The organism is Chitinophagaceae bacterium, assembly GCA_016717285.1.
Taxonomy (GTDB): domain Bacteria; phylum Bacteroidota; class Bacteroidia; order Chitinophagales; family UBA10324; genus JACCZZ01.
Genome location: JADKFU010000005.1, coordinates 1,281,909 through 1,294,769 on the forward strand (window position 1 = coordinate 1,281,909; position 12,861 = coordinate 1,294,769).

Sequence of the window (12,861 nt, forward strand, 5' to 3'; positions counted from 1 at the left end):
TAATACCGGATTCCACTGTTGTTGGGATCCGGTTTTATTTTACGCCATGCTTCATCAAAAAAGTCATTGAAAACATAATTAATTATTTATTAATAAGCAAGCTTGCTACTGAATTTTTTTCTTCAGTCATTTCCAGACCTTATAAATGTTTGTATATTGTAAACATGCTGGCCAAATATCGTGAACAGATTATTGCGTACACCTGTATTTTTCTTGCCTATGCCATTTCCTTTTCTACTGCATTTATTTTTATACTTTATTTTGAGAAGGAGCAGTCGATGTTGCAGGAAACATTTTACGCTTCAATTGTTGCCACGGTCATGATCTTCTTATTTTCAATATTATTCCGTAATGCAAGTTTTTATGATCCCTATTGGAGTATTGCTCCATTCGCGATTTGTTTCTACTGGACCACCATGACTCAAATGCATTATTCACTCCGCTTTGATTTTTTATTGCTGTCATTTTTGGCCTGGGGTTTCCGGCTTACCGCCAACTGGCTGAAAAGATGGAATGGATTGAAACATCAGGACTGGAGATATACAGAACTGAAATCAAATGCAGGAATATTTTATCCGTTTGTAAATTTATTTGGTATTCATCTGTTTCCAACAGCCATTGTATTTCTATGCATGCTGCCTGTCTATTTCGCAGTGCGTCAACCCCTTTATGACACGGGGTTTATTGATGTCGTTGCATTTATGGTTTGTCTCACCGCCACGATCATTGAATTGGTGGCCGACGAGCAGCAACGTATATTCAGAGAAAACAGGAAGAGTGAAGAGGAATTTTGCTACACAGGTTTATGGAGATACTCACGTCATCCTAATTATTTTGGAGAAGTACTTTTCTGGTGGGGCATTTATCTGTTCGTATTGCATGCAAATCTGAATTTCTGGTGGACAATCATCGGACCTGTTGCCATGACCTTAATGTTCTTCTTCGTCAGCATCCCAATGATGGAACAACACCTTCTGAAAAAATATCCTAATTATGTAGGCTATCGTATTCATGTTTCCATGCTTGTCCCCTGGTTTTAATGAGCAGCAACAGTTGTTACTGCCTGACCTATCTTTGTAAATATGGAATTGCTTACGAAACTCACTCCTGCTGAAACTTTATTGCTCCTGAAACCCACTGAATCACGGTTACGCGATTTCATGAAATATACATTGATGGATTTGCTCGCAAGGCAAGTGTTGCAATTGCTGAACTATGATATTCAACCCGTGCAGGGAAATGCGACATTGGCTTTTGCTTACGTAATTGCAGGGAAAAATTTTAAAAAGGAAGAACCCAAATTGCATGAAATGATTTTCCTTTATCCGTTTTATAAAAAGCCCAAAGCGAAAATTTTATTCACGCACTTTATTCAGATTGCCTTCAAAACAGCCAAAGGTGAAGAAAACTTCAAGAAGAAGTTTCTGTTGGATGGTGAAATCAAATCTCTCATTAAGATTGGTTTTCTGCAACGCATCTTTGGTTCATTTACCTTATCTGATGAAGGGAAAAAGCAAAGTGAAGCAATCATAAAACACTTCAATTTTTTGGATAAGGAATTGCCGTTGATGATGAAGAATGAGCCTGAGAAAGCCAATGAATATATCAACCAGATCAAAGGAAATGTGCTGTTACTCAATGCACTTAAATTTGATTTGCTTCACTTGCTGGGCTCGGAGATTGCAAGAGTTGAATTGGAATTGGAAGGGGGTGAGTAGTGAGTAGTGAGTCCTTAGTCCTTAGTCCTTAGTCCTTAGTTGGCAAGGTGGAGGTTTTCGCTTTTTGGTGAAAGGTAATGGTGAATAGTGAATAGTGAATAGTGAAGATGTCACTTATAATTATACTGACGACTCAGGACTAACGACTTTTAAAATAAATAGTGAAGGCGTTACTTATAAGCCTACTAACGACTAACGACTCAGGACTAAGGACTTTCTAAGCTGCGCGTCTCTGTCCAATTACAATCATCGGACCGTTGCCCGTTACTACCGCTGAATGAAGCGTTCCGGGAGTAATGGTGAGGAAATCACCAGGTTTATGAGCGCTTTTTATGCCCGCGATGGTCATCTCACATTCACCTTTGCAGATGAAGAGATATTCATCATGGCCGCTATGAACTTCTTCTGCTACTCCAGCTCCGGGTTTTCCGAATACGACATACGTTACAAAATCTTCTGTACCCGGAAGATCAATTACTACGAGTTCTTCTTTTGTTTCTGATGGTGCAACCTGGTTTACTTTCAGATAATCAAGCCATTCGGTAATCGTCGATTCGGCAGTTAGTCTGGGAGGAAGATTACCTGTTGGTTTTTCAATATTTATGGATTCAATTGTTGAAATTATTTTTTCTTTCAAATATTGCGGTGGAGCAATATTTGAAACTGCAACTGCGAATTTCGCCAATGCATCATTCACTGCAGCAATTTCATCTTTCAGCAGTTGGTCATTCAAAGCAAGTTGCTCAACAAGCAAATTTTCTTCCTCGCTTGCAATGCCAAGGCAGTACAGTTCAATAACACCGGATGCTATAAGATCTCTTGATGTCATTTGGAGAAGTATTCGTTTTTTAGATGATTCACGGCATTATGTAATTCCATCCGGACAACGTTTTCAGTACACTTAAATTTCCCGGCCATTTGTTCAACATTCATTCCCTTGAAAAATGCATATCCGAGCATTGACAACTTCTTATCAGTGCTGTTTCCATGCATAAAAAACTCCCATTCATTTTCCATGGTCATACGTTCTTCAGGTTTCAGTGTTTCAAAACAAAATTGACGGGCAACGCTAAGCATCCAGAAACAAACATTCTGAACTGTTACATCAACTTCATTAAAATGATTCCAGATATACGTAAAAGTCTCGCAGAGGATCTCTTCAGATTTTTTTTCATCATTGGTAATCCTGAAGATTACGCCGTAAAGAACCGGTGCATAGTGATTGTAAACAACATCAATCGCGCTTATGTCCTTTGACTTCATCAACCGGATGAAGTCATGCTCATTTGTTATCGATGACTTTGCAGCGGGCATTGGAAATTAATGGCACAAAAATAATTTTTTTTCATTTAACCATGATTTTTCAAAAGAATAATTCCGCTTTTGCTGCGACTTGGAACTGCTAAGGGTTTTCAAAAAGAAATTGCCGGATAAGCTTTTCAGGCAATTTGAAGCCTGTCGCCCATCTCATTCCCACATCAGGTTGCACCCTCTTGCATCACTGTAATCCATTCTTCCCAGCGTCTCAAAGGTTCCGTCAGCATACACTTTCCCAAGATCTGATGTAGCGATGAATGCACAGGAATCAATATTTGCAAGATCGATAACATTGATGGCGCCGCTTTGATTGGTTCCAATGAGTTGAAGCGGGTCATTCACATCGCGCATAAGGACCTTCATCCATATTGGTGCATGGAACTTTCCATCTTCCATTAAATAAGCCTGCGACAATAATTCAGTCATCCCATATTCACTGTAGATGGAATTCACAGAAAATGCATTGCGCAGCTTTTGGTGCAAGGCGTCCCTGGTAATTTCTTCACGCCGACCTTTCATGCCTCCTGTTTCCATCACCTTCGTATATTTTAATGAAAGGGGATAAGTTTCAGCAAAATCAAGTAACGCGAAAGTAACTCCGATGAGCAAAGCAGGTTGTTTAACTGCTTCCAAATGTGTAAGCAACTTGTACAATGCGTCATGATTGTAAAGAAAGAATCCATTCTTCGGGTGACCTGATTTTTCAATCAATTTTTCAACCATATAAACCAGGGAAGAACCTGCTCTTTCTAAATAGGAGGGGAGCAACGCAAGAATGCAATAGTTTTCAGGATTACCAAAGAAGTGCTGAAAGCAGTTCAGAAAACTTGCTTCATACAACAGCAGATCGCTAACATAATGACGACTTGTTTGTTGACCAGTGGTTCCGCTGCTGCTGAAAACAATTTTTTCAGGAACTGTTCCTGTGACTACGCGATGTGTTTTAAAAAATTCAACCGGAAGAAAAGGTATTTGATCGATTGAAGTAATTTGGAAAGGATCTGTATGTAATAAAGAGCAGTATTCATGATACACTGCATTGTTTTGAAATTGATAATTGAAAAGTTCAATGGCAACATTCCTGAATGACTTTTCATCCACATCAAATACTTTACTCCGGATGTCAGTACGGGTTAACATAACATTAGGAATGTAATTGCGTTAGTTTGCCTTTGCATCCTCGCAAAGAAAAGATTTTATAATTTCGTAAACCATGAAATATCAATTGCTAACAGGTGCGTTCGTTTTAACCATGCTTGCTTCATGCCTCAATCCGCCGGAATATCCGGTAGAACCGTTGATTGCATTTGACTCTATTTCCAAGACTTTTGTGAAAGGACAACCTGCTTTTGATTCCATCACTTTTGTAATTTCATTTACCGATGGAGATGGCGACCTTGGTGCTTCCAGTTCTGATACTATTCCCAACCTTTTTTTTAAAGACAGCCGTACCGGTTTCATAAACACATTCCAGTTTCCAAACATTACACCGGAAGGGAATGTGAAGGATATTTCAGGAACGATCAGTTATGTTTTTTCTCCCTTCAACTGCACGCCCGGAAAATTAACAGATACTTTTTTTTATACCATTTTTATCAGCGACAGAGCAGGAAACATGAGCAATGAAGTGACTACACCATTGATAATTTGTGATTGTCATTAGTTGGTTGAAAACAAAACTCCCGGAATTATGATCCAACTAAGCCAATCTGTTTTTTCTCCAGTTAGCGTGCTGATTGTTTACCGTACCAGCAGCATTTACTTTACCTGAAGTGTTTTCACCTCCACCGGAAAGGCCCGCACCTAACAACGCGGCAATTTCCTTTTCAGCAGCATCATGTTCTTCCAGCGAAATACTATCTGCCTTAAAATATTTTGGAATAAACCCGGTATCAAAGTTCCCGCTTACAAAGTCCGGATGTTTCAAAACCCATTTACCAAAACTTAAAGTGGTTTGTACGCCTGACACTTCATATTCATCAATTGCGCGGATGAGTCGCGCAATCGCTTCAGTACGGTCTTTGCCATGTGCAATAAGCTTTGCCAGCAATGGATCGTAATGAATGGGAATATCCATGCCTTCTTCAAATCCATCATCCACTCTAACTCCCGGACCTTGCGGACGACGGTAGGTATTCAGCCGGCCGATGTCAGGTAAAAAATTATTCACCGGATCTTCTGCGCATACCCGCAACTCCATTGCATGTCCATGTATTTTTAAATCATCCTGCGAGAAACTTAGTTTTTCACCACGCGCAATCTTTATCTGTTCCTTTACGAGATCAAGACCGGTGATAAACTCTGTAACAGGATGTTCGACCTGCAGGCGTGTGTTCATTTCAAGGAAATAATATTTCATTTGATCGTCCACTAAAAATTCAACAGTGCCTGCATTATAATAGCCACATGCCTTAGCCAAAGCAAGAGCACTGGTTCCCATTGCTTTCCGCATCCCGGGTGTAAGAATAGAGGAAGGTGCTTCTTCTATTAATTTCTGATGTCTTCTTTGAATGGAACATTCGCGTTCAAACAAATACACGAGGTTACCGTGCTGGTCTCCTAAAATCTGAATCTCAATGTGTCGCGGTGAGGTCACGTATTTTTCAATAAAAACCGAACCATCGCCAAAGGCAGCCTGCGCTTCACTGATGGCACGGCTAACCTGTTCTTCAAACTCGGCTTCATTTTGCACCGTACGCATTCCTTTTCCGCCGCCACCTGCCGATGCTTTGATCAATACAGGATAACCAATATCCGCTGCAATTTTCTTTGCACTGCCAACATCACTGATGGGTTGTTCTGTTCCGGGAACCAATGGCACATGGTGCTTTCTGGCCGTTTCTTTTGCTGCTAATTTACTACCCATCAGTTCCATCGCTTCAGGAGACGGGCCGATGAAAATGATTCCTTCTTCCCGCACTTTTCGTGCGAAGTCCGCATTCTCACTCAGGAATCCGTATCCGGGATGAATGCCATCTACTTTTAACTGATGACAAACTTCTATGATTTTATCGCCGCGCAAATAAGACTGATTGGAAGGTGGCGGACCAATGCACACTGCTTCATCAGCATATCTTACGTGCAGTGCATTGCGATCGGCTTCGGAATATACAGCCACTGTGCTGATACCCATTTCTTTTGCAGAGCGCATTACACGCATGGCAATCTCGCCTCTGTTAGCAATCAGGATTTTCTTCATGGGTGAAAAATAGAAAATGAAAAACTTAAAATGAATGATAATTACCTTTTTTTAAGAATACCAAATGGGGCTTCACTGGCGGCATCATCATGGTTTTGAAACTTCTTACTTACTTTCGCTGCTATGTGGAAGGAAATCAAGGCGCTCCTCATAAAGGATATCAAACTGGAATGGCGGCAACGCTATGCAATTAGTGGCATCCTCCTTTATTTGGCAGCAACCATTTTTCTCGTCTATATCAGCTTTATTGAAATGGAGCCTGTTGTCTGGGTCACATTATTCTGGATCATTCTTCTATTTACGGCTGTAAATGCTGTAGCGAAAAGTTTTATGCAGGAAAGCAAGGGCAGAATGCTGTATTATTATTCGATTGCGCATCCACGGACGGTTATACTTTCAAAACTTATTTACAACGGTGGCATGATGTTGTTGCTGGCATTTATAGGAATGATCCTTTACATGATCGTGAATAAAAGTCCGATTTCACAAGTGCCTTATTTTATTGCTGTAGTGCTTTTGGGAAGCCTTAGCTTTGGTCTTGCTTTTACTATGATGTCTGCTATTGCAGCAAAAGCCAATCAGAGTGTAGCACTGATGGCAATTCTTAGTCTTCCTTTTATTATACCTGTTCTTTTATTATTGATCAAGCTTACACAAACAGCATTGCTCAATCACATCGAGTTTTATCCTGTTAAAGATTTTGTGCTGTTGTTTTCGCTGGATGTTATTATGGTGGTAATGGCGGTTTTATTATTTCCTTATCTTTGGCGCGAATGAAAATAACCGGAATTCCATTCACGCATTGCGTTACCCTTTTTAACGATTATCAATCCCTGCTCACCAGCGTTTTGTATAGAAATCCCGATTTCCTGTTTTATTATTGTCGCGTTAACAGTCGGTTTTAATAATAGATGAATATGAAACGAAACTGGTGGAAAGTGTTTTGTGTAATATTGATCACTTATACGATCATCGCCGGATTTCTGATGCCATCGCCAGCGCTGCCCATTTTGCATGAGTCCATCCGCAATCTCTATTTCCATGTACCGATGTGGTTTGGCATGACCATACTGTTGCTGATTTCTATGATATACAGTATTCGTTATTTGTCAAAAAGTAATCTTGTTTTTGACATTTATGCAACTGCTGCTGCGCGTATCGGCCTTTTAATGGGAGTGCTTGGTATATTAACCGGCATGCAGTGGGCACGCACCACCTGGGGCGCCTGGTGGACCAATGATCCAAAATTGATGGGTGCAGCGGTTGGTCTTCTGATTTATCTTGCCTATTTCGTTTTACGCAATTCAATTGATGACATTGACCGTCGTGCAAAAGTGTCAGCGGTCTTTAATATTATGGCCTACGCCATTTTCATTCCTACCATATTCATTGTTCCACGGCTTACAGATTCATTGCATCCCGGCAATGGTGGCAACCCCGGATTTTCTGCATATGATCTTGATGGCGGAATGAGATTGGTTTTTTATCCTGCAGTTTTAGGATGGAGTTTACTCGGCGTTTGGATCATGACCCTTGTTGCCCGCATTCGAACAATGGAAGTGACGTTGATGGCTGGCCACACTATTTTTAATGCTCCCGCCAAGGCAGCAAATATTATTGACTCACCGGTTTCTTAATCTAAAGTTTATATGAAAAAAACACTGATTGTTTTCGCCATCCTGCTATTAAATACAGTGTTGTTGCAAGCACAAGGCACCGGCCTGGATGAACAAGCCGGCAATTTTTTGCGTGAATCGGGTAAATTATATGTAGTGATTACCATCCTCGTTACTATATTTGCCGGCATCGTAATTTTCTTAATATTTCAGGAACGCAGAATTTCTCAACTCGAAAAAAAAATTAAAGACAACGAAAAACCATGAAGAAAGGAACACAAGATGGCCATAGCTTTTTTCAGAATGTAGAACGTTACTTCGATAAAGCTGCAAATTTTCTCAACTACGAACCCGGATTACTTGCACAGATCAAAGCATGTAACAGCGTATACCAAATGCGTTTTCCGGTGGTGGTGGAAGACAAAAAGACCGGAAAGAAAAGTGTGGAAGTGATTGAAGCATATCGTGTGCAGCATTCGCAGCACAGAGTACCTTGTAAAGGAGGTATCCGCTATAGTCCGGATGTAAACCAGGATGAAGTGATGGCGCTTGCCGCACTCATGACTTACAAATGCTCCATCGTGGATGTTCCGTTCGGCGGAGCAAAAGGCGGTATCCGCATCGATAAAAAGAAGTACAGTGATGATACCATCGAACGCATTACGCGGCGCTACACGACTGAATTGATCAAGAAGAATTTTATCGGTCCCGGCATCGACGTGCCTGCTCCTGATTACGGAACAGGTGAACGTGAAATGTCGTGGATCGTGGATACATATGTTGCCTTTCATCCCGGAGAAATCAATGCTTATGGTTGCGTAACCGGAAAACCAATTATGAATGGTGGTGTCCATGGAAGAAGGGAAGCTACCGGTCGCGGCGTTTATTTCGGAATCCGTGAAGCATGTGCCGTAGCGGAAGACATGAAGAAACTTGGGCTCAGCACCGGCATAGAAGGAAAAAGAATATCCGTGCAGGGATTGGGAAATGTAGGCTATCATTCCGCGAAATTTTTTGTGGAAGCAGGGGCATTGCTGGTTGCAGTATCAGAAATTGATTGCGCGCTGATCAATCCTAAAGGGATGGATCTTGACGACATCATGAAGTGGAAAGCAGAAAAAGGAAACCTACTCGCTTACCCCAAAGCAAAAATTGTAAAGAATCCGGGAGCAGCGCTTGAAGTGGATTGCGACATCCTCATTCCTGCTGCGCTGGAAAGCGTAATTACAGAAGAGAACGCACCACGCATCAAAGCAAAAATAATTGCTGAAGGTGCAAACGGACCGTGCACTCCGCGTGGTGAAGACATCCTGTTGAAGAAGGGCGTATTAATTGTTCCTGATATGTTTCTGAATGCAGGTGGCGTTACAGTATCTTACTTTGAATGGCTCAAGAATCTTTCGCATGTTCATTTTGGCCGGATGGATAAACGCTTCAGCGAAAACACCAACAAGGTCTTTATGGACCAGATTGAAAGTGTAACAGGACAAAAGCTGAATGCAGAAGCCAAACAATTGCTCGAGCACGGTGCTGAAGAAGAGGATTTGGTGAATAGCGGCCTGGAAGATACAATGATCAGTTCTTACCAGAATATCCGTAAAACCTGGAAGCAGGATAAGAGAATTAAAGACATGCGGACAGCAGCATTTGTGTATGCCATTGACAGAGTTGCTTCATCCTATACCACACTTGGTATCTGGCCATAAAAAGCCAATTCTTAATCTCAAAGTAAAAAGCCGGTCAGTTGTTTGACCGGCTTTTTAATTACACCTGTTGAGATTGAAAAGTAATCAGGCAAATCCGGGTTTGCCTAATCTTTGCAAATGAATCACGTGGGCGCGAAGTGCTTTTAACATGGATGGATATTCAATATACCTGACATTGAACTGCGCGCATGTTTCTTTCACCAGACGGCTGATTTCCGGATAATGTACATGACTGATCTTCGGAAACAGGTGGTGCTCTACCTGAAAGTTCAAACCGCCGAGTAACCAGGAAACTAACTTGCTCTTGGTTGCAAAATTTGCTGTGGTTGCTATCTGGTGCAACGCCCATTCCTGTTCCACTTTATTAGAGGTCGGATCAGCATTCGGGAATTGTGTTTCTGTCACAATATGTGCTAACTGAAAAACGATGGCCATGAATAACCCGCAAAAGAAATGTATGATGAAGAACCCAATGAGTGTTTTTATCCAGCCGACTGTGAGAACCGGAATCAGCAGAAACAGCGAGATGTAAAAGACTTTTGAAATCCAGAAAATGAAATGTTCTTTCACTGACCATGATTGCTTCACCATGCCATCCGTAATTCTGCCGGTGAAATATTTATCGAAGTCCTGGTAAAACACCCAGGAAATATAGGTTGCACCGTATAATACAAACCAGTAAAAATGCTGAAAGCGGTGAAACCAGTATCGAGGTTGGTTGTCGTGCAAGCGCATTAAGGGACCTACTTCAATATCTGAATCCATGCCTTCAATATTGGTATAAGTGTGGTGCGAGATGTTGTGTTTTAATTTCCAGAAATAAGAACTGCCACCGAAGAAATTGAGTGAGTGTACAGACACAATATTTACCCACTTGTATTTTGATAAACTGTGGTGCCCCCCTTCATGCATGATATTAAAGCCTACCAGGGCCATGCTCAGTCCTAACAGTATGCAAAGAAGTATGGAAACGAAAACGCCCGGTGTGAAGAACACTAAAATGATATATAAAGACAATGTAAGGCAGGCTTGCAGAATGCCCTTAAAATAAACGGAGAGATTTCCGGTTTGGCGAATCTGATGCTGAATGAAATATCCATCTACCTTTTCTTTCAATGCTTTGAAAAACGGAGTGGAGGTATTGTTAAAGGTAACTTTGGGTATTGCCATGCCAGAGAGATTGTGTTTTTGTAAGCAGATGGTAAATCAAACATTCATTGGAGACCTTTTAAGAGACCTGAGTATTATCTAAATCTTTCAAATACCAAACTGCTAAACTGCAACAATGGCGCAAGGTAAATGTTTTCCATTGCGAATTCAGGAATCAGCATTGCCTAATTTCATTTATGAGTGGCATATGACAATGCTGCAAGTTTTTGAAGCAGTACTTTCACTTTTTGATGACTATTTTGGGAAAGACCTATCAGTTCGTCCTATGGAATCAACGAGTTGAAACTAAGACCAAATTTTAAAAACCTGGAGCATTCTGTGGTAAATTTCATGTTCATTGTAATCCTATAAATAGTTAATTATCAATAATCTATACAAAAATTGACCTTGCTACCTCAAGATTTTATATCTTGCGCGAAATTTTTTTAATTCTTTAAAACAATTCATAATGGGAAACTTTGGTCGTCCGGCCACCAGACCGGCAAAAATGATGGATGGATTCTACATTGAAGTAGCAAATAAGGGATCCAAAATTAAAGGCGTAAAGATCAGGAATGAAAGCAGGGAAGCAATGGAAAATTCAGCCCGTGAGTATTCAAAAAACAAGGAAGTAACCATTTTAGGTGAGTACAAAAACGAAACCTGGGTCAACGGTAAGTAAACACCAGATTGCCCTTACTTTAGCAGTCATTTAATTAGTTCTCATTTAATTCTACCTTTTTAAGCACTTTGATTTGCCAGTTACTCTTTGGTGAATCAAAGTGTTTTTTTTTGCCTTTCAGGAATCTCCTGATAGTTTCAAAATGGCGTTGAGGTTTTAAAATCGCATAAATTTTCAACCATTTTGCTCAAGTAGATTGCTTTTCTTAAAACGCATCCTATCAAAAATCACAATTGATTTGAAATGAATCAAAAAAAGCTGCTCGTGATTGGAGGTGGTGCGGCAGGATTTTTTTGCGCGGTAAATGCGGCACGCTTAAATCCTGCTTTGCAGGTAACAATAGCGGAAAAATCAGGACAGGTGTTGCAAAAAGTAAAAGTGAGCGGCGGCGGAAGATGCAATGTAACGCATGCCTGTTTCGACATACAGGAAATGGCAGGTTGCTATCCGAGAGGCGAAAGATTTATGAGAAGTGCTTTCCACCATTTTTTCTCGACCGACACTATTGAGTGGTTTCAAAGCAGAAGCGTTCCATTAAAAACTGAGGACGATGGCAGAATGTTTCCGGAAGCAAATACATCGCAGGCCATTATTGATTGCCTGTTTGGTGAAATGCAACGCTATAACGTAACGCTACAGTTGCATTTTCCGGTAGAAAAAATTGAGCCGCTCGACGAGGGCTTTCACATTTACTACAGAAAAGGAGAAAAGCTTTATACTGATTTCGTGATGATTGCATGCGGTGGATTTTCGAAAGCCACTCAGTTTGACTGGCTGAAGAATTTGAAGCTGCAAATAGAGGAACCCGTTCCCTCACTTTTCACTTTTAACTTTCCCGGCCATCCGCTGAATAAACTTATGGGCATTGCTGCCTCTGATGCAATTATCAAAATAGCAGGCAGTAAGCGATCATCAAATGGCCCGGTTCTCATAACGCATTGGGGATTGAGCGGACCTGCAGTGTTGAAACTTTCTGCATTTGCTGCAAGAGAACTTTCAAATGTGAATTATCAATTTAAAGTTGTTGTAAACTGGTGTTCAACTTACCAGGAACAAAGTTTTGTTGAAAAAATTAAGGAGCAGCGCGCTCTTTCACCTGCCAGGAAACTGATCAACGGAAATTTTACAGGACTGGCTTCGCGATTATGGGAATTTCTGTTAATCGAATCCGGAATTGATGAAACCAAAAGATGGGCTGACCTGACGGTTACGATGATTAATAAACTGGCAAAAAATTGCTGTGCTTATGAAATGAATGCAAATGGCAAAACAACTTTTAAAGAAGAATTTGTAAGCGCTGGTGGCATTTCGCTTAAAGAAATGGACGTGAATTCGATGATGAGTAAACGATATAACGGGTTATACTTTGCCGGTGAAATTTTGGACGTGGATGGTATTACCGGAGGTTACAATTTTCAACATGCATGGACTTCCGCTTTCATTGCCGCAACACATATTGCAGATCGCGCATGAA

At 40.8% G+C, this 12,861-nt stretch carries 14 protein-coding genes; 9 read left to right on the forward strand and 5 right to left on the reverse strand.

The features are described from left to right. The first annotated feature begins 164 nt into the window (after positions 1-164). Positions 165-1,040 carry a DUF1295 domain-containing protein gene (locus IPO83_15130; GenBank protein ID MBK9732585.1) on the forward strand — a complete coding sequence of 292 codons (876 nt, stop codon included), beginning with the start codon at positions 165-167 and terminating at the stop codon, positions 1,038-1,040. Positions 1,041-1,082: 42 nt separating this feature from the next. Then, entirely contained in the window at positions 1,083-1,718 is a 636-nt protein-coding gene (locus tag IPO83_15135; GenBank protein MBK9732586.1) for a hypothetical protein, read from the forward strand. 217 nt (positions 1,719-1,935) lie between these two features. Here IPO83_15135 and IPO83_15140 read toward each other — a convergent pair whose 3' ends face one another. From IPO83_15140 to IPO83_15150, 3 genes are all read right to left on the reverse strand, one after another. Then, the gene (locus IPO83_15140) at positions 1,936-2,547 is read right to left on the reverse strand and encodes a cupin domain-containing protein (GenBank protein ID MBK9732587.1); all 612 of its coding nucleotides are present in this window, start codon (positions 2,545-2,547) and stop codon (positions 1,936-1,938) included. Further along, the gene (locus IPO83_15145) at positions 2,544-3,032 is read right to left on the reverse strand and encodes a hypothetical protein (protein ID MBK9732588.1); all 489 of its coding nucleotides are present in this window, start codon (positions 3,030-3,032) and stop codon (positions 2,544-2,546) included. Before IPO83_15145 ends, IPO83_15140 begins: the two co-directional genes overlap by 4 nt. 153 nt (positions 3,033-3,185) lie before the next feature. Next, positions 3,186-4,175, reverse strand: a complete 990-nt coding sequence (locus IPO83_15150; GenBank protein MBK9732589.1) for an acyl transferase — start codon at positions 4,173-4,175, stop codon at positions 3,186-3,188. Positions 4,176-4,248: 73 nt separating this feature from the next. On the opposite strand from IPO83_15150, the gene IPO83_15155 reads away from it, so the two are divergent. Beyond that, a complete protein-coding gene (locus IPO83_15155) occupies positions 4,249-4,698 on the forward strand; it encodes a hypothetical protein (GenBank protein ID MBK9732590.1) in 450 nt (149 codons plus the stop codon). 36 nt (positions 4,699-4,734) lie between these two features. On the opposite strand, the gene accC is transcribed toward IPO83_15155, so the two are convergent. Then, a complete protein-coding gene (accC, locus tag IPO83_15160; protein MBK9732591.1) occupies positions 4,735-6,234 on the reverse strand; it encodes an acetyl-CoA carboxylase biotin carboxylase subunit in 1,500 nt (499 codons plus the stop codon). Positions 6,235-6,357: 123 nt separating this feature from the next. Here accC and IPO83_15165 point away from each other — a divergent pair, with 123 nt between their 5' ends. From IPO83_15165 to IPO83_15180, 4 genes are all read left to right on the forward strand, one after another. Then, on the forward strand, positions 6,358-7,011 hold the full coding sequence (locus IPO83_15165) for a heme exporter protein CcmB (protein ID MBK9732592.1): 654 nt from the start codon (positions 6,358-6,360) through the stop codon (positions 7,009-7,011). Positions 7,012-7,151: 140 nt separating this feature from the next. Then, entirely contained in the window at positions 7,152-7,871 is a 720-nt protein-coding gene (ccsA, locus tag IPO83_15170; protein ID MBK9732593.1) for a cytochrome c biogenesis protein CcsA, read from the forward strand. A 12-nt stretch (positions 7,872-7,883) separates the two neighbouring features. After that, positions 7,884-8,117, forward strand: a complete 234-nt coding sequence (locus IPO83_15175) for a hypothetical protein (GenBank protein MBK9732594.1) — start codon at positions 7,884-7,886, stop codon at positions 8,115-8,117. Further along, entirely contained in the window at positions 8,114-9,556 is a 1,443-nt protein-coding gene (locus IPO83_15180) for a Glu/Leu/Phe/Val dehydrogenase (GenBank protein MBK9732595.1), read from the forward strand. Before IPO83_15175 ends, IPO83_15180 begins: the two co-directional genes overlap by 4 nt. Positions 9,557-9,640: 84 nt before the next feature. Here the strand turns inward: IPO83_15180 and IPO83_15185 are convergent, their stop codons facing one another. Continuing rightward, a complete protein-coding gene (locus IPO83_15185; protein ID MBK9732596.1) occupies positions 9,641-10,720 on the reverse strand; it encodes an acyl-CoA desaturase in 1,080 nt (359 codons plus the stop codon). A 454-nt stretch (positions 10,721-11,174) separates the two neighbouring features. Here IPO83_15185 and IPO83_15190 point away from each other — a divergent pair, with 454 nt between their 5' ends. Together IPO83_15190 and IPO83_15195 are read left to right on the forward strand one after the other, a co-directional pair. Then, positions 11,175-11,387 (forward strand): hypothetical protein, encoded by a 213-nt coding sequence (locus IPO83_15190; GenBank protein MBK9732597.1) that lies wholly within the window; start codon positions 11,175-11,177, stop codon positions 11,385-11,387. Positions 11,388-11,630: 243 nt separating this feature from the next. After that, positions 11,631-12,860, forward strand: coding sequence for an NAD(P)/FAD-dependent oxidoreductase (locus IPO83_15195; protein ID MBK9732598.1), 1,230 nt, complete (start codon positions 11,631-11,633; stop codon positions 12,858-12,860). The last annotated feature ends 1 nt before the right edge of the window (position 12,861 follow it).